This window comes from Micromonospora sp. NPDC005553 (assembly GCF_042871765.1).
In the GTDB taxonomy this organism is placed as follows: domain Bacteria; phylum Actinomycetota; class Actinomycetes; order Mycobacteriales; family Micromonosporaceae; genus Micromonospora.
Window position 1 is genome coordinate 1,353,939 of record NZ_JBIAJD010000001.1, and the last position, 21,635, is coordinate 1,375,573.

16 protein-coding genes and 2 pseudogenes are annotated in these 21,635 nt (G+C 68.4%); 3 read left to right on the plus strand and 15 right to left on the minus strand.

Annotated features, from left to right (window positions below; genetic code table 11):
* Positions 1–15: 15 nt before the first annotated feature.
* Entirely contained in the window at positions 16–1,164 is a 1,149-nt protein-coding gene (locus ACFYPG_RS06080; RefSeq protein ID WP_387350900.1) for a DUF6236 family protein, read from the plus strand.
* Positions 1,165–1,487: 323 nt separating this feature from the next.
* Here ACFYPG_RS06080 and ACFYPG_RS06085 read toward each other — a convergent pair whose 3' ends face one another.
* The 3 genes from ACFYPG_RS06085 to ACFYPG_RS06095 form a co-directional block, all read right to left on the minus strand.
* Entirely contained in the window at positions 1,488–2,132 is a 645-nt protein-coding gene (locus tag ACFYPG_RS06085) for a response regulator transcription factor (protein WP_355008294.1), read from the minus strand.
* Entirely contained in the window at positions 2,120–3,358 is a 1,239-nt protein-coding gene (locus ACFYPG_RS06090; protein ID WP_387350610.1) for a sensor histidine kinase, read from the minus strand. Before ACFYPG_RS06090 ends, ACFYPG_RS06085 begins: the two co-directional genes overlap by 13 nt.
* Positions 3,359–3,867: 509 nt before the next feature.
* Positions 3,868–4,815: an alpha/beta fold hydrolase gene (locus ACFYPG_RS06095; protein WP_387350612.1), complete on the minus strand. Its 948-nt coding sequence runs from the start codon at positions 4,813–4,815 to the stop codon at positions 3,868–3,870.
* A gap of 399 nt (positions 4,816–5,214) precedes the next feature.
* On the opposite strand from ACFYPG_RS06095, the gene ACFYPG_RS06100 reads away from it, so the two are divergent.
* Positions 5,215–6,123 carry a LysR family transcriptional regulator gene (locus ACFYPG_RS06100; protein WP_387350614.1) on the plus strand — a complete coding sequence of 303 codons (909 nt, stop codon included), beginning with the start codon at positions 5,215–5,217 and terminating at the stop codon, positions 6,121–6,123.
* Complete coding sequence (locus tag ACFYPG_RS06105; RefSeq protein WP_387350616.1) at positions 6,123–7,043, plus strand: serine hydrolase; 921 nt, start codon at positions 6,123–6,125, stop codon at positions 7,041–7,043. The genes ACFYPG_RS06100 and ACFYPG_RS06105 overlap by 1 nt, the downstream gene beginning before the upstream one ends.
* On the opposite strand, the gene ACFYPG_RS06110 is transcribed toward ACFYPG_RS06105, so the two are convergent.
* The 12 genes and pseudogenes from ACFYPG_RS06110 to ACFYPG_RS06165 all read right to left on the minus strand — a co-directional run bounded on the left by ACFYPG_RS06110 (position 7,040) and on the right by ACFYPG_RS06165 (position 21,588).
* Positions 7,040–7,873: a CPBP family intramembrane glutamic endopeptidase gene (locus ACFYPG_RS06110; protein WP_355008300.1), complete on the minus strand. Its 834-nt coding sequence runs from the start codon at positions 7,871–7,873 to the stop codon at positions 7,040–7,042. The two genes, ACFYPG_RS06105 and ACFYPG_RS06110, sit on opposite strands and share 4 nt — an antisense overlap.
* 262 nt (positions 7,874–8,135) lie before the next feature.
* Positions 8,136–10,292: pseudogene (locus ACFYPG_RS06115) on the minus strand (transglycosylase domain-containing protein); the annotation flags it as partial.
* A 76-nt stretch (positions 10,293–10,368) separates the two neighbouring features.
* Positions 10,369–11,277, minus strand: a complete 909-nt coding sequence (bla, locus tag ACFYPG_RS06120) for a class A beta-lactamase (protein WP_387350618.1) — start codon at positions 11,275–11,277, stop codon at positions 10,369–10,371.
* Positions 11,278–11,590: 313 nt separating this feature from the next.
* Entirely contained in the window at positions 11,591–11,989 is a 399-nt protein-coding gene (locus tag ACFYPG_RS06125) for a hypothetical protein (RefSeq protein ID WP_387350620.1), read from the minus strand.
* Between the two features lie 277 nt (positions 11,990–12,266).
* Entirely contained in the window at positions 12,267–13,868 is a 1,602-nt protein-coding gene (locus ACFYPG_RS06130) for an alpha/beta hydrolase (RefSeq protein ID WP_387350621.1), read from the minus strand.
* Positions 13,869–15,131: 1,263 nt separating this feature from the next.
* Positions 15,132–15,734 carry a helix-turn-helix domain-containing protein gene (locus ACFYPG_RS06135; protein ID WP_387350622.1) on the minus strand — a complete coding sequence of 201 codons (603 nt, stop codon included), beginning with the start codon at positions 15,732–15,734 and terminating at the stop codon, positions 15,132–15,134.
* Complete coding sequence (locus ACFYPG_RS06140; protein WP_387350624.1) at positions 15,707–16,432, minus strand: PucR family transcriptional regulator; 726 nt, start codon at positions 16,430–16,432, stop codon at positions 15,707–15,709. Before ACFYPG_RS06140 ends, ACFYPG_RS06135 begins: the two co-directional genes overlap by 28 nt.
* Positions 16,433–16,548: 116 nt before the next feature.
* Positions 16,549–17,031: a hypothetical protein gene (locus tag ACFYPG_RS06145; protein WP_387350625.1), complete on the minus strand. Its 483-nt coding sequence runs from the start codon at positions 17,029–17,031 to the stop codon at positions 16,549–16,551.
* Positions 17,032–17,253: 222 nt separating this feature from the next.
* Complete coding sequence (locus ACFYPG_RS06150) at positions 17,254–18,030, minus strand: substrate-binding domain-containing protein (RefSeq protein WP_387350902.1); 777 nt, start codon at positions 18,028–18,030, stop codon at positions 17,254–17,256.
* A gap of 189 nt (positions 18,031–18,219) precedes the next feature.
* Positions 18,220–18,408 (minus strand): annotated as a pseudogene (locus ACFYPG_RS06155) (LacI family DNA-binding transcriptional regulator); the annotation flags it as partial.
* A gap of 143 nt (positions 18,409–18,551) precedes the next feature.
* Complete coding sequence (locus ACFYPG_RS06160) at positions 18,552–19,874, minus strand: RICIN domain-containing protein (RefSeq protein ID WP_387350627.1); 1,323 nt, start codon at positions 19,872–19,874, stop codon at positions 18,552–18,554.
* Positions 19,875–20,007: 133 nt separating this feature from the next.
* Positions 20,008–21,588: an RICIN domain-containing protein gene (locus tag ACFYPG_RS06165; RefSeq protein ID WP_387350629.1), complete on the minus strand. Its 1,581-nt coding sequence runs from the start codon at positions 21,586–21,588 to the stop codon at positions 20,008–20,010.
* Positions 21,589–21,635: the final 47 nt, after the last annotated feature.

Consider the following 21,635-nt stretch of genomic DNA (forward strand, 5'->3'; position numbering starts at 1 on the left):
TATTGGCCGAAACTGGTGCGGATTGTTCCGGACGGCTACCCGACGCGGGACTCCGACGCCGTGCGGGCGCTCAATGGCGACTTCATTGTCCGCACTTCCCCAGGTTCATCGGTCGAGGCAGTAGCCCCGTTGTTCCTGGGCCTAGTAGCAGATCATGGCGATCTGCTACGCACCTACATGAAGCCCGGAGAATGGCCAGAGTCGGACATGCACGTAGGTCCTTCGCGCTTCGGGCCGCGGGGCGCTGTGGAGGTAACTCCGTCACGCGATGTTTGGTGGTTAGAAGGGACAACAGGTCACCAACGACTGGCTCCGGTGCACATCGATGAGGTCTCTCCCGCAGTCCAGGACTCGCTACAGGACGCCGGACTGGCTTCTGTCCACATCACCCACGGACCGCAGCCGGTGGCATGGATGTTGATGAAACGAGAGCTGGCCGCAGCTTACAAGAGCGTGTTGGCCGAAGACTTCGCCACGGCCAACATGCTGCAACCCACCACCGACCAGGACGGCGCCTACGCCGTGGCGAGCCGCTGGACAACCGACCGAATCGCCGCCATGCTGCTCGACGACGACACCGTCCGGCGCCCTTCGACCTCGGATCAACTCGCGCAGACGCTGGGATTTCTCGCCCTGGATCTAGTCGTCCCGGCGAACCTGGATACGGTCCCCATCCAGAAGATCATCGACATCCGCGAGCGCTATGGCGCCGAATTCCTCGCCTTCGGCCAGGCGGTCGACGAGGCCGCCGCCGCGATGGCCATCCTCTCCGACATTCGGGACCAGGCCGTGCTCGATGACTATCTCCACGACGTCGTCGCCGCCCGCTTCGCCCTGCCGCTGGATGACCTACGGCGAAAGATGAAGGCGCTGACCGGCGATGTGGTGACAATGTCCGTCAACGTCAAGACCGAACTCCCCGCCGGTGTCGCATTGGCCGCCGGGGCATGGGCTGCCGGACATCCCCTGCTTGCCGGCACGGGAGCCGCCGCAATCGGACTGATGGTCATCCGCCGCGGTATCCGGCAGCAGCGTGAGACGCTCGCCGGAGCGGCACCAGCTGCCAGCTTCCTGCTACATACCGAGGCCAATCTGCGACCACGCAACCTCTTGGACCGCACGGTGCACCGATTGGCGCGGATCGCGGGGACCAACGCCACCTAAGCAAGATCGACAAGGCCCTGGTCGGCAAGCCGGCCCAGTCCGCCGCGTCAACGCGCGCGTACCAATGTTCGGGAGGGTCACGCTAGCGATGATCATGATCGGCTTGGGGGAATCCGTCCTCCACCGCTTCCAACATGTTAGCCAGCAACCGGCCATGATCGATTCCGGCTGCGAACGCTGCGGTCGACCCGTACGTGACGCCGCCGCTGGCGTACCCCATCCGTGATCAGATTCAGGGTGCTCAGCTCTTCGTCGTCGCACCACCGGCCCTGGTTGCTCGGCAGTCCCTCGGTCGCACTCATGGTGGGGCAGAGGCCAAGGACTCAGCCCTCAAGGTAGGCGAGTACCGCCAGGATGCGGCGGTTGTCGTCCTCGGAGGGCTTGAGACCGAGCTTGGTGAAGATGCTGTTGCTGTGTTTGCTGACGGTCTTCTCGGTGACGAACATCCGGGCGGCGATCGCAGCGTTCGAGCGGCCCTGCGCCATCAGGGTGAGGACCTCATGCTCGCGTGGGCTCAGCTCCAGGAGCTTAGGGTCGGTGGAGCGGTGGGTGAGTAGCGCACTCACCACGTCGGGGTCCATAACGGTGCTGCCGGTAGCGACCTGCCGGACACTGGCGACGAATTGGTCGACGTCCGTGACCCGGTCCTTCAACAGGTAGCCCACCGCGCCCGCGCGATCCGACATCAGCTCCCTGGCGTAGATCTGCTCGACATACTGCGAGAGCACCATGATGGGCAGCCCTGGAATCTGGCGGCGGGCCTCGATCGCGGAACGCAACCCCTCGTCGGTGAAGGTCGGCGGCAACCGCACGTCGACGATGGCGACGTCGGGGCGGCGCGTCATCAGCGACCGGATCAGCGCGGGGCCGTTGTCAACGGCTTCCACGACCTCGAATGAATTGGCCCGCAGGATCCTGATCAGGCCCTCGCGGAGTAGGGCGAGGTCCTCGGCTATCACGATACGCACGGCAGCGACATCCTCACCTCGGTAGGTCCGCCCAGCGGGCTGTCAACGGTCAGCGTGCCGTCGAAGGCCGCCAGCCGACGGACGATGCCACGCAGGCCCGTGCCGGAATCGATCGAAGCACCCCCACGGCCGTCGTCGGACACCAGCATCGTCAGTTCCCCGGCAGCGCCGCCCAGGTGGGGTGCGAACTCCACGGTGATCCGGATCTGCTGGGCCTGGGCGTGCTTGACGGCGTTCGACAAGGCCTCGGCGACGGCGAAGTAGGCCGCGGACTCGATCGGGGCCGGCAGCCGTCCGGGTAGGCGGGTCACCACCGTGGTCGGGATCGGATTGACCAGGGCCAAGGCCTTCAGTGCGCCGTCCAGGCCACGGTCGGCCAGTACCGGCGGATGGATGCCTCGTACCAGGTCGCGCAGCTCGGTCAGGGCGCTGGAGGTCGACTCGCGGGCCTCGGCCAGCAACTGCTGGACGGCCTGCGGATCCTTGGGCAGTAACTGTTCGGCCAAGCCCAGGCTCATACCCAGCGACACCAGCCGGGCCTGCGCGCCGTCGTGCAGGTCGCGTTCGATTCGGCGCAGTTCACCGGCCTGGGTGTCGACGGTCTCAGCTCGCGAGGTCGCCAACTGTTGGACGCGGGCCCGCAGGCGCGCCTGTTCGGTGGGGCCGAGCAGAGCGCGGATCACCCGAGCGTTGAGGTTCGCGAGGCGCACCGCAGTGACGTACCAGAGCAGAAGGAAAACCGGACCGAGCGGTACCAGCCCGAACGACTGCGCGACGCTGTGCAGCCGGAAGCCCTCCCCCATTGGAGTGCGGAATACCTGAGGAGGCGTCAGCTGATAGATGAGCGGATAGATCAGGTATACGACTCCGAAGACGAAGAACAGCAGCGACAGTCCGCAACTCAACCAGAAGGTGATCGAGTTGACCACCAACCAGATCCAGTCCCGCCACGTCGCCGGGTCGCGCAGGATCGTCCAGAGCCGCACCGGCCACCCGGCGTCCGGCGTCGGCTGATAGGGCCGGGCGGGCACCGGTTCGCCGAGCCGGTCGGCGGACCACTGGCGGTGCAGGTCGGCAAACCAGCGCACCAGTACGGTCGCGAGCAAGGTCAGGGGGACTCCGGCGCCAAGCGCGGTGATCGATATCGAGGTGATCCAGAGCGTGGCCAACACGGCACCTAGGACCGCGCCCGGCAGCAACACCAGTGACCAGCCCAGCAGGCTCATCCGCTGGGCCAGCGCGGAGCGCGGAATCGGACCGTTGCGAGCGACGCGACCCGGCCCGGAGTCGCCCCGCGGGGGCGAGGAGCCGCCGGGAAGGGCGGTTCCGCTGTAATCGGTCATCTCACTCCAACATTGCGCATCGTGCCGAATAGCCGGGCGCCTGGTGATTCACAGCGGCCGGCGATCCGCACTTCCCCACGATTGGTTCCGCCACTTCGCGTGGAACCCAGCGACCATGGTGTCCGTCTGTGGCCCACGGAGGCCGGCACCGCCGATCGACAGCTCGATCGATCGACACCCGCGCACACGTTACCCATCGCGTAAGCAGTTCCGGCCCGCTCCCCGAATCTCGACCACCACCTCGCCGTCATCGGGATCCGGACCGTGTGGCTTGTCGCGCTCGCCTGAAGAGCTGCCCGGGTCATCGGCAGCTGCGCCACAACGAATTCCGAGTCGGCCGGACACTCCCTGCCCGCTATAGCGGGCCCTATCCCTCTCCGGCACTATGGCCGTTACTTGACGGTGGCGGTCATCTGTTCGATCTCCTTGAGCACCAGGGCGGGCTTGTCCTGGAAAATGTCGTGAGAGCTTCCCTCGGCTATGACGAGTGTGCGGTCGGGCCCCGCCTTGGTGAACAACGCTGCTGCATCGCGCCAGGCCTGAGCGTCCTGCGGAGATCCGTCGAAGGGTGTCTTGTCCGACACGACATAGATGACGGGGACGCTGTCGGGCCAGGAAACCTTGTGGTAAGCCTGGTGCGTGGGACCGAAGTTGTCGGCCGTGGCGATGAGCTGGCGGTTCGCCTTCGTCGACGGCGCGTTCTTGACTTCTTCGATCTGCGGCGTGGTTAGCGCGACGAGGCGTTGAGTCTGGGCGTCGTTGAAGAATTGCGGCACGTTGGCATCGATGAGCACCGCCCCGGAGACAACGCCGGGGTTCGCGAGGACGAAGTAGTGGGCCACCTCTCCTGCCTGCGAGTGGCCCGCCAGGACCACGTTCTGGGTGACGCCGAGTTCACGCAGACCTGCCTGCAGGTCGGAGGCGGCGGCCTTGGGATCCCATGGGCCCTTCACCTCCTCGCTGGCGCCCATACCGGCCCGGTCATAGGTGATGATCTGCGATCCGGTGGCCTGCGACAGCTGCGGCACCAGGGCATCCCAGTACGAGGAGTCCTCGCCACCGCCGGCGTCCAGCACGATGGTGGGAGAACCCCCGGGCGTGACGTGGAAGGCAAGCTGATGCCCGTTGTTGGCGATCATATGCAAGCCCGCTGCGGGGGCCGCACTTGCCGGGCCGGCCACGCTTGTCGAGGTCGAGGGAACCGCGGCTACCGAACTGGCCGCGGGCGCGGCCTTCGGCGCCGCCGAGTCATCACACCCGGCGACTGCCGCTATCACGGCGACGGGAAGGACGAGGGCCAGGGCGGCCCGATGGAACCGGGAGATCTTCTGCGTGGTCATGGAAATGAGCTTCCACGGTTTCTAGATCTTGCTCGATCCTGCTACCACCCAGTCGGGTTGGGAGTTACCCCTACCCTCGCCAGGGGGCAGATCAGAACCCGTCAGGCAGGGTGGCCGGGCACACCAGCGCCCGCCGGTGGGTCGGTCAGCAGGTGGGTCCCGGTGGACCAGATTCCTGGCTGATCACCGCCAGCCGGCCGCGAACGTCCCAGCCGTGCAGTTCGAGGTTCAGGTCGCGGTTTGAAGAGCTGGGCATCATCGCGGGCTTCGCCGCGACGCTGTGCGCGCCCGTCTTGCCGCGTACGCCGGTAAGCAGCACCCCGATCGAGGCAGCCGACGATCGATGCCGTTTTTGATCCCTGCGACTCTACCCATGTGTTACGGGTATAGGTTGGCGGGATGGACATCGTTGCCGCGTGTCGGGCCTTCGTCGCCGTCAGCGGCCACGGCAGCTTCACCTCCGGTGCCGCAGCGGCGGGAATCCCCCAGTCGGTGGCCAGCCGCCGCATCGCCGCTTTGGAGGAGCACTTCGGGTCGCGGCTGTTCGACCGGACGTCCCGCGCGGTCCGGCTGACCCCGTTCGGGCGGGACATGCTGCCGACGGCGCGACGCCTGGTCGACCTTGCCGACGCCATGACCGACGACGCCGAGCGGGCCCGATTGCGGCCGCTGCGGGTCGCCGTACCCGAGATCTGCCCGCCGCACCGCCTCGCCGCCCTGGTGGCCGCGGCCCGGCGGCAGCGGATCCACCTGGAGGTGCGGCCGGCCGGTCCGCAGGAGCGCGAACAGCTCTGCCAAACCCTCGAGGTCGGTGCCGGGATCGTGGCGGTTCCAGAGGCGATGGCACCCTGGCGGGTGCCGCTCGGGCTGGCCGCCCGGACTCCATTCCCGGCGCCGACGGTGTTCCTGGAGACGCTGCGCAGCGGCCGAGCCCGCTCGCAGGCACGCCGGCGGATCCTGATCCAGCCCGAGGACGACGTCGCGCACCTGCGGGACCCGCTGACCCGCGCCGGCCAGTCGGCCGGCCTGGCACCGGCCCAGGTGTCTATCGCGCCATCCCTGGTCGACGCCGCCGCGGCGGCCCTCGTCTCGCCCGACCTGCTGCTCTGCTCCCGCCAGCAGGCCGAGGACTTCACCCTGCACTGGTGCCCCCTCGCCGGCCCACAACTCCTCCGGGGTTACGACGTCGCCGCCGGCGTACCCGAGGACCTCGCCCGCCTCCGCACACTCCTGTACGCGGACGTCGCGCGATGCCTGGGCGCGACCGGGGATGGCGCAACCGGTGCCAGCTCGACAGGAGATGCCTGATGAGCGCCACCGCTGTCGTCCGCAACGCGCGTGACCTGCTGGACGAGGCAGGACTGCGCGGCGCTTTCCTCGTCCGCGACCTCGACACCGGCCAGGAGATCGGCTTCGACGCCGAAACCCTGTACCCGTCGGCGTCGCTGGTCAAGGTGCCGCTGGCGGTTGCCGTCCTGGAGCGGATCGGGCGCGGGGAACTCGACCCGGCGACGCCGGTCGAGGTCGCACCCGGTCGGATCACCACCCCCGGCCCGACCGGGCTCAGCCGCTTCCGCCATCCCGCGCGGATCTCCGTGGACGACCTGCTCTACCTGAGCACCGCCGTCAGCGACGGAGTTGCCGCCGACGCCCTGTTCCACCTCGTCCCGCCGGCCGCGGTCACCGCCGAACTGCGGCGACTGCGAATCGATGGCATCGCCGTACGGCACCGGGTCGGCGACCTCGCCGAGACGCCGGCGGAACGCCTCGGCCCCGACGACGTGCACCTGGCGCATTCCCTGGCCATCGGCGCGGCTACCCCCGGGCAGGGCCATCCCGTCGCCCAACTCGACGTCACCCGCGCCAACGCCGGGTCGGCACGGGCCTTCGTCGACCTGCTGCACGCCCTCTGGCGGCCCTCGACGATCCACGAGACCACCGCCGCACGGGTACGCGCCCTGCTGGCTGACAACCTGCACCGACAGCGACTCGCCCCCGACTTCACCTCCGACGCGTCCCGCTGGTCGTCCAAGACCGGCACCCTCCTGCACCTGCGCCACGAGGTCGGGGTGGTAGATCACGCCGACGGGCAGTCGTACGCCATCGCCGCGCTCACCGCCTCCCGGGTGCCCGCCGCTGCACAGCCCGGCAGTGAGGCGACGATGGCCCAGGTCGCCCGGAACCTGCACGACCACCTGCGGACGGGCACCCTGCCCTGGTGGAGTTAGCGGGCGTCGCTGGTGGTCCGGGCTCGCCGCTCGCGCAGCCAGACCAGCACCACCATGGCGACGTTGACGGCACCGAGGATCAGCAGCGTCGCGTCACCCGAGTCGGTCGACCGGTCGATCGCGTAGGGCTGGCCGTCCGCCATCACCGTGTTGACGATCCCGAACAGGACGTTGTTGGCGACGTGGAAGGCAACCGGCGCCTCGATGCCGCGACTGATGATCGCCATCACGCCGGTACTGACGCCGATGAACGTGTAGTAGCCGAACAACCAGGGGTCGGCCGACCCGTGGACCACGGCGAAGCCCAGGCCGGAGACGACGAGCCCGACGACCAGGGCGGGACGCACCGCACGCACCCAGGACGCCGCGGCGGGCAGCACGGCACTGCGGAACATCAACTCCTCGCCAGCGGACTGCAGCGGCGTACTCAGTACGGTGACCACCAGCACCCCGATCGTCGTGCCGGTGACACCGAAGGCGGTCCAGCCCGGGGAGTCGGGCGCGACCAGCGCCACGGCACCAATCCCGGCACCCACAAGCAACGCCGCTCCGATCAGGTAGTACGTCAGGCGGCGGGCGTCGAAGGCTCGGGGAAAACTGATCAAGCTCCGCCACGGCACCTTGGCGATCCACACCAGGAGCAGAATCGCCAAGACGCCCGCCGCGCCGATGCTGATGTTGATGGCCAACAACTTCAACGGCGTGAAGTCGGCCGACATCGGGTCGTCGCTGCCCTCGATGACGCCCACGACCTGGTAGAGCACCACCTGGAGAAGCAGCATCACCAGCGGCGGCACCAGGATGACCACGAGCGGCTTCCACCAGCTCATGCGCAGGTGGGCGCCGAAGGGCCGGGAACTGTCGACGGCCGGCCCGAATTGCTCCGACGTCAGGACACCCGAGCCTCTCGCGTCAGAGGGGCCTGGGCGTTCCACCCCTACCCAGGGTCCGTCGGATCGTGGCGCGCTCATCGGGGAGATTCCTTTCGAAGATGCCGGACATCCCATTCCAGCGCGGACCGCGTCCGGCGTGCAGTGCCACCGTGTCACCACCTCACCGTGACATTTCGACATAGGCGTTCCGACCGCCTCAGCGGGCGAGGTCCGCCGGTGCGGGTGGGAAGTCGATGCGCGGTCTGCCGTGCATCGCCGCCGCCAGGCTCTCGTAGACCGGCGGATTGATGCCGTCGCGCTGCTGGTGCCGCATGTTCACGGTGGTCTGCGGCCAGTCCGGGTCAGTCAGGATCCCGGCCACCGCGTACTGCTTCGTCATCGCCACCATGGAGGCGTAGTTCTCCAGGTCGGTGGTGCCGGTCTTGCCGGCGACCGGAGCGTTCACCGTGGTCTTCACCTGCGCGGCCGTGCGGCTGCCGCCGCACCTGCTGGTCGCGGAGTTGTCACCGACCGGGCAGCGGGCGACGTCGACGGCAGCGCGGGCCACGTCGGTGCCGACCCGCTTCTCGCAGCGCGGCTCGGCGATGTCCAGGCTCCTGCCGTCTGGGCCGCGGATCTCCTGCACCGGAGTCGGCGCACACCAGGTGCCGTCGGCGGCAAGCGTCGCGTACGCGTTGGCCAGCTCCAGCGGGGTCGTGGCGGAGACGCCAAGGGTGAACGCGCCCCAGTCATGGGCGGCCGTCCGGTCGTCGGCCCACCGCTCCTCCCGGTCGACCCGGAACTGGATGCCGAGCCGCTTGGCCACGTCGACCACGTTCTCCGCGCCGACCTGCTGCTGCAGCGGGACGAAGTAGGTGTTTGTCGACCGGGCGAACGCGCTCCACATGTTCAGCACGCCACCGGCCTTGTGGTCGGCGTTCCTGGGGCAGTAGCGGGAGGTCCCGGGACACGCGGTGGGACTGGCGGGGTCGATGACGTACTCCGAGCGGAACCGCTGCGGCGCGTCGACGGTGTGGCTGAGGGGTATACCCCTCTCCAGGGCGGCGACGACGGTGAAGATCTTGAAAGTCGAGCCGGCCTGGTAGCCGGTGATGCCGTCACCACCGGTCAGTAACGGGTTCACCGTGTTGGGGTAGTTTCCCAACCGGTTCTTCGATCGCTGTCCCGGGTCGCTGTGGGGTTTGTTGACCGGATTTTGCGGGTCGTCGATCCGGAAGGCGCGGTTCACCGCGAGGGCGCGGACGCGGCCGGTGCCGGGTTCGACCACGGCGACCATAGCGGCTTCCCTGGCGGTCTCACTCTTGGCCTTGCGTACGGCCCGGTCGGCGCCGCGCTGCGCCTGGACGTCGAGGGTGGTGACCACCCGGTAGCCGCCGCCCTTGAGCCGCCGCTCCCGGTCGTACGCGGTGGCGCCGAACTCGTCCTGGGACATCCACCAGCGGTAGAAGTAGTCGCAGAAGAAGCCCCAGCGCTTCTCGTTCGTGGCGACGCAACCGTTCGGAGAGCGCTGGTCCCTGACCACCATCGGCTGCGCCTTCGCGGCGTCGGCCTCAGGCTGCGTGACGGCGCCGGTCGTGACCATGTTGTCGAGCACGTAGTTGCGCCGCTCCAGTGCCAGCGGACGGCCGCCGCGGGTGGTCGGGTCATTGGTGGTGGGTGCCTTCACCATTCCGGCCAGCAGCGCCGATTCCGCAATGCTGAGCCTGCTCGGCGGCTTGCCGAAGTAGACCTGGCTGGCGGCGAAGACGCCGTACGCACCGTTGCCGAAGGAGGCGATGTTCAGGTAGCGCTCCAGGATCAAGTCCTTGGAGAACTCCTTCTCGACCTGGAGCGCGTACCGCACCTCGCGTAGCTTGCGGGCGGTGGTGTCCTCCGTCGCCGCGACCACGTCGGCCGGGTGGTCCGCCGAATACGCGAGGGCGAGCCGCACGTACTGCATGGTGAGAGTCGAGGCGCCCTGCCGGTCCCGGGCGCCGGAGGAGTTGTTGACGAACGCGCGGGCGACACCGGCGAGGTCGACCCCGTTGTGCCGATAGAAGTCGTGGTCCTCGGCGGCGATGATCGCCGCGCGCGTCACCGGCGCCACGTCGCCCAGTTTCACGTCGCGCCGATTCTCGTCGTACATGGTGGCCAGCGGGGTCTTGCCGTCGGCCGCGAGAAGGTAGCTCAGCTGCGGCGTTCGGGCCGCAGTCAACTCGCTCGGCAACGCACCGAAAGCCCTCGCGCCGGCCTTCGCCCCCATGCCGGACAGCGCCAACGGAGGGAAGGCAGCCGCCGCGACCACCACGCCGACCAGCAGGCCACAGACGATCAGCGACCGGGTGTTGTTCAGGATTTTGCGCCTAGACATGGGCATTGGGGGCAACCTCGATTCACACGGGTGCAGCAGGCAAGCGGGCGTCAGCATGCTTCCGCGGCGGGCCGACAGGCCGTCACAATGCGGTGATGGCGACCTCGGCCGCCTGGGCGATCAGGGCGTCGTCGTAGTCGGCGTCCTTCTCGTCGCGGCTGGACAGCACCGCGAGGACGATCGGCGCGCGGTCCGGGGGCCAGATCACCGCGATGTCGTTGCGGGTGCCGTAGCCGCCGGCACCGGTCTTGTCCCCCACGACCCAGCCGTCGGGCACACCGGCGCGAATCAGCTCGCCGCCGGTGGTGTTGCCCTTCAACCATCCGTTCAGCACGTCGCGGTCCGCCGGTTCGAGGGCTTCCCCCACGGCGTACGCCCGCAGGTCCTGAGCCAGGGCCGCCGCGGTGCTGGTGTCCCGCCGGTCACCCGGCCTCGCCTCGTTGAGCTCGGTCTCGTAGCGCGCCGGATCGGTGACCTTGTCCCCCACCTCGCGCAGTTCCTTCTCGAACTTCTGCGGTCCGCCGAGCTGGCGCAACATCAGATTGCCGGCGGTGTTGTCGCTGTACCGCACGGCCGCATCGGCGATCGCGCGCAGCGTCATGCCCTCGGCGACGTGCTGCTCCGTGATCGGCGAATAGGTCACCAGGTCGTCCGCCGAGTACCGGACCAGCCGGTCCAACTCGGCGTCGGTGGTCTCGTCGAGGACCCCGGCGGCGGCCAACGCCTTGAACGTCGACGTGTACGCGAACCGCTCGTCGGCCCGGTATCCCACCGTCCGGCCGGTGCCGGTGTCGATCGCGTAGACCCCCAGCCGCGCGTCGAAGTCCTCCTCCAGTCGCCGGAACTCATGGTCCCGGTCGGTGGCGGTGGACGCGGTGACCGTTACCGCACGGTCCCGCGTCCGCTGTTCAGCGGCATCGGTGGGGCCGCAGGCCGCCAGGGACACCGCCGCCATTGCGGCCACCAGACGGTGTGTCGCAAAAATCATCATCGCTCCTTGTCGGTGCCGTCGGTCCGGCGCCGGCGGCACCGGTCGGACAGGACTCGACCCTGGCAGGGATCTGGCATGCGATCGAAGACGGAACTGACGATGTTCATGCTGATGTGGCATCGTTGGCACGGCGCGGATGGTCCTGATCGAGATCAGGCCGGTGGTGCCGGGACGCCGTCCGGGGCCAGGGTTCCCCGGGCACCTGCCGGTCAGGAGCTGGGTTCCGCGAAGGGACCGTCGGCGCTGAACGCCCGCTGCGCGAAGCGTTCGGCGATGCGCCAATGGGTGGCGGTGTCCGGATGGAGCTGGTCGGTCAGCGGCAGCTCGGCGAAGTCAGCCTCGCCGTAGAGATCGAGGCCGTCGAGGTGGTGCAGGTTCGGATCGCCGGCCCGCGCTGGGCGGTGATCCGCGCCAACTCGTCGCGGATGATACCGAGGGTGAGCTTCCCGCTCGCCCGTTCCGCCGGGTCACCGGCGGCCTGGAAGCGCACCTGTGATCCGGCGAGGTCGAACGCACCGGGGGCCGGGGTGTCCTCGTGGATGGGGCAGTAGATCGGTGACACGACAAGCAACGGCGTGGTCGGATGGCCCTCCCGGATGGTGTCGAGGAAGCCGTGCACGGCCGGGGTGAAGGCGCGCAACCGCATCACGTCGGCGTTTACGAGGTTGATGCCGATCTCCACGCTGATGAAGTCTGCCGGCGTGTCACGCATCGTGCGGGCGGTGAACGGGTTGCTCTCGTGGTGCGGCAGCCCTGCGCGACCCGGATCCGGCGCGCCGCGCTGCGGGAGGTGATCCGCACGCTCTGCGCGTTCCAGTTATGGGACAGCGGTTCACCAGGGCTGACGCAGACGGCCAGCACCGTCCGCGCCGACCTAACCGTCGCCGCCTTCCGGCTGCTGAGACGCTGCGCTCGCTTCAGCCCTGATAGCGGCTGCATCCACGGAGGAGCTGGCGGTTGACAGGACCACCAGCTCCTCCGGGCCGGGTTCAGATTGAGCAGGTGGGCATCTTTTCCGGCAGTTTGAGATCAATGAGATAGTCCGAGGCGATGGTATCGACGCACTTGTTCTTACCGGAGGACACGACGGTGTGTCCCTCGCCCTCGACGGTCAGCAGGTCGCTTCCGAGGGTTTCGGCAAGCTTGATGCCACCTTGGTGTGGGGTGGTGGGATCCCCCGTGATCGAGATGACCAGCGTGTCCGGCAGGCCCTTGACGTTCTGCGCGTACGGGATGCCGAGCGTCGGCGGGGCGGGCCAGAACTCGCATCCGTCCCGGGCGCCCGCAAAGGGGTCCCCGCCGGGGTTCATGAAGGGTGCAACCTTGTAGGTCTCCGCGCGCAGCCGAGCGGCGTCGGCCGGGCTGAGGCGCTGCTCGTCCATACAGTTGATCGCAAACGCCGCCTCGGTGAAGTTGCCGTTGACCGCCGATTCGGGCTCGCCGCCTTCGAGATCGTACGTAAGCTTGAGCAAAGTGTCGCCGCTCCCCTGCCGTACCTCTGCGAGGCCGCTGACGATGGTGGGCCACTTGTCCGGGCTGTACAGGCCCGCCATCACTCCGCCGAGCGCGGTGTCGAAGTCGAGCTTCTGGTCGAGCGCGGGCACCGGCTTGTCCCGCAGCGGCTGGACGATCTTCTGGAAGTTCGAGGTCCACGCCTTCGGGTCGGTCCCCAGCGGGCAGTCTGCCGTCTTCGCGCACGTGGCGGCCATTGCGTCGAAGGCGCCCTGGAAGCCCCCGTATGCGGAGAGCCGGCGCTCGATCGTGCCCAGGTTCGGGTCGAATGCGCCGTCGAGGACCATCGCCCGTACCCGCTGCGGGAACTGCTCCGCGTACACCGCACCCAGCCGGGTGCCGTAACTCTGGCCGAAGTACGTCAGCTTCTCCTCGCCGAGCGCCGCCCGCAGCACGTCCATGTCCCGAGCGGTCGTGCGCGTACCCATCTGGGTGAGCGCCTCCTTGCCACCGGAACCCTGGGCGCAGCGCTCGAGCACCGCGCGGGTGTCCGCCTCCGTCAGCGAGGCGGTCATGGTCAGCAGCGGAAACACCTCGTCGCCCCGGCTCGTGCCGCCCTCGGTGTAGCAGTCGGCAGCGGGCTTCGTCGCGCCGACACCGCGCGGGTCGAAGCCGACCACGTCAAAACGTTCCGTGATGCGGCTCTTCGTCATCCCAACTCCGCCGACGCCCAGGGCTCCGAGGATGCCGGAGCCGCCGGGACCGCCGGGGTTGAACAGGAGCGAGCCCTGCGACTCACCCCGCGCGGAAAAGCGCAGGACCGCTACGGTGATGGCGCTGCCCTGAGGGTCGTCGTAGTTCAGCGGCACGCTCAGCCACGCGCACTGCGCCTGCGCCGGAGCCTTTCCGAAGATCTCCTTTTCGCGCTCGCTGGTGGCGAAGTCAGCGCAACCCTGCCACGCCAGCTTTTGGGTGTAAAACCGCTGCAGCGCGGCGTTGGACGCGCTCTCGCCCGGATCGGGATCACCGCCGGGCGTACACGCCACGACCGATACCCCGCAGACCACCAGTGCGACAAGCGCGAGACCAAGCCTCCGCAAAATCGGGCGGCCGGTACCGGGCAGGGGCGTACTGCTCATGCTGTGGACTCCTTTATCGCGCTGCTTTCCAGTCGAGACTTGTCTTGATCGCACCTGGTGGTCGCGACCGGCGATGGCTCTGCGTTCCCGCTGCCGTCGAGGCTCACCCTCCGGGATCGCCCGCCGAACTCCTCCCGGAACAGCTGTCGATCACGAGCCAGCGGTGCTGGCGGAAACATCGACGCGTACGCGACGCCCAGCGCCGACCCCGGACGACGTTCCGATGAAGCCGGCCTTCGCCTCCCTGGGCGCGGCCCGGATCGCACCCAGGGCTTGTGCCTTGTTCGCGGTCGTCGCGTGGCGGCTCGATGCTGCGAAGCCTTCATACCTCCATGGCACCAGTCGCCGCAGCCGCTCGGCAGTGGCGCTATGTCACGCCGCTGCGTGACGTGGCGTCACTGTTCGCGGTGTCGGACTTCACGGACAATGGTCGGCTACCTTGAGACTGCGATTCACTGAGTCGACGCACCGGCGAGCGCTGGTTCGACCAGAAGGTTCGGAATTATCCTTTTCGCCCCTGAGTGGCCAGTATTCAGCGGTCGGTCGGGCGGCGGGTATGACCGCACGTCAACGCGCCGGCGGGTAATCCCGAGTCAGCGGCTGGGCTCGGCAGTCTCTGCGGTTTCCGCCAATCTGGGGGGACGGCGGGCCGGGCAGACCCGGGCGGCGCGGTGCGGCCCGCTGGGTCACCCGCGTCCCCGGTCTGGTTAGCACACTCCGATCCAGCGCCTGAAGGCACGACGACACTGCTTATCCGGCAGGAGCCCGCCACCCACAACGAGCCGGCGACACGGATGAAGCAGGCGCGGCGGTGGCTTGGCGGCGACGTGAGCGCTGCCTGAACGGGGTTCTGCGCTGCACGCCGGTCGTTCCGCCAGGCCGGTGGGGCGCCGGCCGGGAAGGGCGGCGAGCCTACGCGCAGTCATTCCAGGTAGCAGTAGATGACCATGGTGTGTGGCTCGTCCACGCCCAGGCAGATTAAACCCGAGCCGGTTGTGATCACCACGCCGCTTCGCGATGAGGTCGCGGTCCGTGTCGTTGAAAGAGAACCGCTCCAACGGCGCCTGATTCGGCGGCACAGCCGCGAACCGTTCGAACTACGCGAGAGATGTTAACGATCCGGCCGCCGTTCCGGAGCCGGTCCAAGCCACGCTGCACCACGAAGAACGGCGCCTTGACGTTGACCGCGAACAACTCGTCGAAATCGGTGCTCCCTCGCGTGATGTCCCGCCAAGGAGCACTCATCGGTCGGTACCGCGCTGTTCAGTCCCGGCGCTGCCAGAAGAGCCGTTCCTCTTTGTCAGGGTCGTAGGCGATCCTGCAGTCAGGGTCGATCCACATGGTGGCCCGGTCCTTCGGCGTGTAGGCGGGCCATTTCGGCACGCCCCTTGCGGTGGGGTGGCCGTAGTGGGCGAAGCCGGCCCACAGAGCGCTCATGTGCCGGGCGGTCGCCCGCTTGCCCGGCAACTGGTCCACGCCGACGTTGGCGAACTTCGTCGGGATGTCCGAGGCGTGCGGCGAGCCGAGCGGGAAGCCGGTGCCCGGCACCACGGTCGGATCCTGGTACGCGAGCTGGTACATGAACACCGGTGCGGCGTGCTGCGCCGCCTTGGCTGTTTGCAGGGTGAAGCGTTGGGTCGGCTCGCCGGGGTGGTAGCCGGTCAGGTCGCGGATGCGGTCGAGTCGGTAGGTGATCGCGCGGACGGATAGGTGCATCTGCCGGGCGGTCGCGGTGTGGTTGCCCTGGTTGTCGAAGAGCACGGTCAGGGTCTCCAGGTACGGCTCGGCACCGCCGCGCGCCGTCGTTAGTGGCCCGAGGACCGTGGTCACCAGGTCGGTCATGGCGTCGCGGTCACGCAGCAGCACGGGAACACCAGCAGATCGGCAACATTGAGTACGGGCGTGGTGAAGCCGAGCCTGACGGCATAGTCGAGGGTGTGGCGGGCCTCGTCGAGGGACGTGGCCAGGCCATGCAACCCCGGTTGGGTACGGCCGACGGCGATCTGCCAGTTGCCCGCGCCGAGTTCGGCGAGGAGCAGGTGGGCGAGTTCGGCCGCGATGCCGCGTAGGCCGCCGGCGCTGATGCAGACCACGTCGCCGTCGCGGAGGGTGGTGAGGGTGTTGCCTTCGCCGAACCTGGAGGCCAGTGCGGCATCGATGCGGTGCGTGATGCCGGGAGTCAGGCCGGCCGCACGGGCGATGAGGACGGTGTGGGTGGCCGACAGGCGGATGCCGTACCGGTGTGCGCGCTCGGCCAGGCCGCCCGGGTCGGCACGGCCGGTGAGCAGGTCATTGACGAACGCGGCACGTTCGTTGTCGTGGCGATCCAGCTCGGCGCGGTTCTGCCGGGTGTACCCGTCCACGGCATCGGTGAGCAGGACACGGGCGGTGTCCAGCAGTGTCTCGGCGCGGGAATGCACGGCGACGGCGGTGTCGGTCGACGCGACCGGGGTGGCGCTCCAGTGGGCAGTGGTGGCATCCAGCAGACCGGTAACAAGCTCGCGCAGCGTCAGCCCCTCGTCCGCTGCGCGGGCACCCAGGTTGGCCTGCCCGACGCCGGGCACTGGCCGGGACGTACAGCAGATCCTGGCAGTTGGCCGCCAGCCATTTGTCCTCGCTCATGGGCTTCCTTGTCGGCGTGCTGGTGGCCGCAGGGAACCCGCGGCCACCAGCCTCAGGTTTACACACCGATGTCGCGACGGTCGAACACGATGACTCCGGCGGTCGTGGTTGCGGCACCGAGGAGCACGAGAGCGAGAAGCTCGACCGGATGCCAGCCGGTGTGCAGCGGGTCCGTGCCGATGAAGTAGTGAAACGGCGACAGCCAGCGCACCCAGTGCCACCCTTCGCGCATGCCGCCGATGGCGTTGGCCATGTAGGCGGCCACGGCAAGGCCACCGGTGATCGCGAGGACGACAGCCCGTTTCCCGGTGGCGGCGCCAACAAGGAAGGCGACGCCAGCGAAGCTCCACACCAGGGCGACCAGGCCCGCGGACGCGGCGGCGACGTTGGACAGGGGGATGTCCATGCCGATCCAGGGAACAATGATCATCAGCAGGATTCCCGGGATGGCCGCGATCCCGGTGAGCGCGCTGCCGACGGCGGCCACCCGTTGGCAGGCGAAAGCGGCTCGCGAGACCGGATTGGCCAGCATCAGCTCCATGCCGCCGTCCTCCTCCGGCCGACCCCGTACGCCATGGCCTGCACGGCGGTCAGGATCTTCGCTCAGTTCCCCGCACGCTGCGAACGCCGGAACAACGCGTACGCCGTAGCCCAGGACCCGTAGAAACTCCGGGACATCGGGCCACGCGGTACCAACGCGTATCCCAACACTCAGCTGCCGTTTCGTCCATGTCGACGGCCAAGCTGGCCTGCGGGCCAAGGGTCAGGCTCGCTGGCCGCGCCGCGTCCGAGGTGGGTCACCGTCGCCGTACAGGTCGGGAGATGGTGCCGTGCTATGCCTGATCAGCAGCTCAGGCACGAGCAGCTGTCGTCTCGACGTCGAGGCACTCTCCGGCTGCTCAAGCTGAGACAGCAGCAGCCCCAGGCTGAGCCGACCCAGCTCAGCGAAGTCCTGGCACACCGTGGTCAGCGGCGGCAGATAGTGCGCCCCGTCGAGCGCCCCGTCGAACCCCACCACGCTCACGTCCTCGGGGATCCGCCGACCGGCCTCGTGCAGGGCCCGCAGGACGCCGAGAGCCAGCTGGTCACTGGCGCAGAAGACCGCCGTCACGCACGGATCGGCCGCCAACCGCTGGCCCTGCTCGTACCCCGCCCGGGCGCTCCAGTCTCCGGACGCCACGGCAGGGATCGGCAGATCCGCCTCCTGCAACGCCGCACGCCAGCCCCGCAACCGCTCGCTGGCCTCCGGCCAGTCGTCCGGACCGGCCACGTGGTGAACGGTGCGGTGCCCCAGGTCGAGCAGGTACCCGGTGGCCATCCGCGCGCCGACGACATTGTCGATCCGCGCGCTCGGCACCGCGTCGATGCTGCCCCCACCGACGGTCACGCAGGCGATCCCCGGCGACGCCTCCGCCAACGCGCCGGCCATCGCCGATTTAGGGGCGATGGCGATGATCCCCTCCACCGACTGCTGACACAGCCAGTCGACCGCGTCGAGCACCGACCGGCGGTCCAGGTGCCGGACGCTGGCAACGCTCACGAAGTAACCTGCCGCTCGGGCCGCCCCCTCAATCGCATACAACATGGACGTCGGTCCGAACAAGGGGCTCTCGTAACCAATGATCCCCAACGTCGCCGAACGTCGTGTGACCAAGGCACGAGCAGCAGGGTTCCGGCGATAGTTCAACTTCCGCATCGCATCCAACACCCGCTGCCGGGTTGCGGCCGACACGTGTGGCTGCCGGTTGATCACCCGGGAGACCGTCTGTGAGGAGACCCCCGCCAGCTTGGCGACATCACGCATGACGGGCCGCCCGAACCACGTCGTACGGGTCGAGGCGTCGTCCGACCACCGGCCGCCCACCACCTCAGGGCCGTTCATCTCACCCACAACCCGCCCCTCCCCCACCTCACTCATTCACGGTCCAGCGCCAGAGGATGGTCGCCGCGAAGGTCTCGGCGAGCTGGCCGCCGTCCCGGCTCCGGCGCAGGCCGGCAGCCGGGGCGGCAGGTTCGAGCCACGGTTCTCCAACAACACCCACCGGGTGCGTAGGGACGCCTTTAGACGGGTCGGCGGGTGAAGCGCTGATTGGGGTTGCCGGAGTAGGCGTACTGGGAGATACGAGCGCCGTCGGCGGTCGAGCGCTCCCACACGTCCAACGCAAGGCCGGACTGCCGGTTGGTGAGGCTGACCACGCCGCCCTGGTCGGTGATGCGCCATTGCTGGCTTACGGCGTTGGTGTCGGGCTGCTGAGTGATGTCGGCGCCGCTGGTGTTGTTGGCGATCTGGAGGACCAGGCCGCTGTGGCGGGCCTTGATGCGGACGTAGCCGCCGCCTGCGTCGACGAATGCGAACTGCTGGTGCTGTCCGCCGTTGCTTGACCACTGGGCGAGGGTGGCTCCGGCGGAGGTGGAGGCGCCGGTGATCTCGGCGACCTTGCCGCTGTGCTGCGCCACCAGGTTGTAGTAGGTGGAGGTAGGCGGCGGCTGGGTCGAGCCTGGGATGAACTCCCATCTCGTGGTGGATGATGTCGCGTCGGCGGTGAGGCGGTCACGGGCGGTAATGTCTCCGTAAAGGCTCCACCTCATCCAGTCGATGGAGGTTCGCATCGACAGGGCGTTGCCGAAGAAGTTGCCGTGGTCGCCCCCAATGAAGGTGAGGAATGCCTTGGTCGCGGGCAGCTCCGAATATGCCTGGCGGGCCGACGAGTACAGGCAGGTCGGGTCCCGGTCACCGTGGATGAACAGCACATTGGCGCCGACCGCGCCGCTCGGGTTGCCCATGTCCACGCAGGACATCGGGATCGCGGCCTTGATCCGGGGGTCGGGGAACGCGGTGAGCATCGCGTGGGTGGTCATTCCGCCCATGGAGTGCCCGGACATGCCGACGCCGACGGTGGTGTCGATGTGGCCGGCCAACGGATCGTTGGCGGTGTTCAGGGCCAGGGTGCGGGTGATGGCCTCAGAGTTGTCCCTGGGCAGTTCGCCGTTGTACGTGTCACCGATGCCGACCGTGGGCACGCTGACGGCGGGGACGACGAAACCGGCCGCGGCCAGCGGGCGGATGACTGCTAAGGCGCCCTGCGGGGTGCCGCCGAGGCCGTGCTGGTAGGCGCAGACGGGGAAGACGCCCGGGGCGACGGGGGCGTTGTTGATGGGGTTACCCCCGGGAGTGCCGGTGGCGGGGTAATACACGAAGGTGGTGATCCGGCGGTTGCCACGCATCCAGTTGTACTGGCGCACGCCCACGGCGAACGGCGTGGTCGGCGCGGCCCGGAGCGGAACGACCGTGTCGGCGCTTGCCGGCCAGGTACCGAATACGGATCCCGCGCCCACGCTCGCCGCTCCGACAACGCCTAACCTGAGAAAATCGCGTCTCTGCATGAGGATCGCTCCTTACGATGTGTTCGACTAGGGGTGGCATTCCGTGCTTCCGCGGCAACTAAGACGGATCTGTTGTGGCCGGCGGGTACGGACTTCGCCGGACCGCATGCCGCGCCGCCGGCGTTGCCGCGAGTTACTGCCGGGTCCACTTCTGGTTGCTGCCGCCTGCGCAGTCCCAGATCTGCACCTTCGCGCCGTTGGCCGTGGCGGCACCGTTGACGTCCAGGCACTTGTTGGCGCCCACTGCGGTCACCGTGCCGTCGGCGTTGATCCGGAATTGCTGATTGGGCTGGCCGTTGCAGTCCCAGATCTCGACCGCGGTGCCGTTGGTCGTGCCCTGGTTGTAGACGTCCAGGCACTTGGTGCCGTTGTAGACCCGCAGCTCGCCTGCCGACGTCTGGGTGAATCGCTGGTTTGCGCCACCGTTGCAGTCCCAGATCTCGGCCAACGCACCGTTGACCTGCGACGCCCCGGTGATGTCCAGGCACCGCCCCGACCCCTGCCCCCGCAACCCGAAACTGGCACCTGGGTTGGTGGTGCCGCCGCCGGTCACGATGTACATCGCCGCGCCGTGTGCCGGCACTGAGGCGCTGATGGTGCCGCTGGTGGTGGTGCTCGTGTGGGCCCACAGGTCGCGCACCGAGTAGCTCGACGCGGCACCGAGCCCGATCTGGGAGGCGGAGGTGGAGATGGTGGCGGCGCTGGACGCGCGGTTGAGCAACACGACGGCCATCGACCCGTTCGACATCGGTTTGGCCCAGATCTCGGAGTTGCCGTTGTCGACGATTCGGTTGCCCTGCCGGCCGCCCCAGTCCTGGTTGACGGCGATGACCTCGGTGTTGGTCAGGATCGACCGGGTGGTCGCGCTCATGGTGCGCAGGTCGTTGCCGGCGATCAGCGGCGCGTTGAGCAGTGCCCACAGGCTGAAGTGGGCACGCGACTCCGTGTCGGACAGGCCGTTGCCGACCTCGAGCATGTCCGGGTCGTTCCAGGCACCTGGCTTCGACGCGCCGGCGTAGCCGGGCTGGGAGTCGAGGATGCCCATCACCGAATTCCAGTTGCCCTGGATGTCACCGGTGTTGCGCCACGAGTTGCCGGTCGCGGCTCCCCACTGCACGACGTTGTCCTGGCCCCAGTTGCAGAGCGCGAACAGGATCGGCCGGCCCGTGCGGGCCAGCGCGTCACGCATGGTGGTGTAGCGCTGCTGACCACTCTGGCCGCCGTGGTCACCGCAGTTGTCGTACTTGAGGTAGTCGATCCCCCACGACGCCCAGGTGTTGGCATCGCGCTGCTCGTAGCCGAGGCTGGCGGGATAGCCAGCGCAGGTGGTGGTGCCGGCCGAGGAGTAGATGCCGAGCTTGAGGCCCCTGCCATGGACGTAGTCGGCGAGTGCCTTCATACCGTTCGGGAACTTGGTGCGGTCGGGCACCAGGTTGCCGTTGGCGTCGCGGCTGCGCTCGGACCAGCAGTCGTCGATGTTGACGTACGAGTATCCGGCAGCGGCCATGCCGCTGGACACCATGGTGTCGGCGGTCTGCCGGATCAGGCTGTCGTTGACGTTACAGCCGAAGGTGTTCCAGTCGTTCCAGCCCATCTGCGGGGTGCGGGCGAGCCCGTTGTCCAAGGCTTGAGCCGGCGCGGCGAACGCCAGGACCACGGGTACGGCAGCGGCAACCAGTGCTGCGGCGAGCGCGATGCGGAACGGTTTACGCACGTCGTTCTCCTTCGGGTAGGAGGGGTTGGAGTCGCGTTCTGGGCGTA

What these genes read in the sequence shown, in the direction of transcription:
- ACFYPG_RS06105 (WP_387350616.1), top strand. Translation starts at nt 6,123, where the DNA reads ATGAGCGCCACCGCTGTCGTCCGCAACGCGCGTGACCTGCTGGACGAG.
- ACFYPG_RS06130 (WP_387350621.1), bottom strand. Translation starts at nt 13,868, where the DNA reads ATGAGCAGTACGCCCCTGCCCGGTACCGGCCGCCCGATTTTGCGGAGG.
- ACFYPG_RS06145 (WP_387350625.1), bottom strand. Translation starts at nt 17,031, where the DNA reads ATGGAGCTGATGCTGGCCAATCCGGTCTCGCGAGCCGCTTTCGCCTGC.
- ACFYPG_RS06090 (WP_387350610.1), bottom strand. Translation starts at nt 3,358, where the DNA reads ATGAGCCTGCTGGGCTGGTCACTGGTGTTGCTGCCGGGCGCGGTCCTA.
- ACFYPG_RS06095 (WP_387350612.1), bottom strand. Translation starts at nt 4,815, where the DNA reads ATGACCACGCAGAAGATCTCCCGGTTCCATCGGGCCGCCCTGGCCCTC.
- ACFYPG_RS06160 (WP_387350627.1), bottom strand. Translation starts at nt 19,874, where the DNA reads ATGCAGAGACGCGATTTTCTCAGGTTAGGCGTTGTCGGAGCGGCGAGC.
- ACFYPG_RS06100 (WP_387350614.1), top strand. Translation starts at nt 5,215, where the DNA reads ATGGACATCGTTGCCGCGTGTCGGGCCTTCGTCGCCGTCAGCGGCCAC.
- ACFYPG_RS06125 (WP_387350620.1), bottom strand. Translation starts at nt 11,989, where the DNA reads ATGCGTGACACGCCGGCAGACTTCATCAGCGTGGAGATCGGCATCAAC.
- bla (WP_387350618.1), bottom strand. Translation starts at nt 11,277, where the DNA reads ATGATGATTTTTGCGACACACCGTCTGGTGGCCGCAATGGCGGCGGTG.
- ACFYPG_RS06110 (WP_355008300.1), bottom strand. Translation starts at nt 7,873, where the DNA reads ATGAGCTGGTGGAAGCCGCTCGTGGTCATCCTGGTGCCGCCGCTGGTG.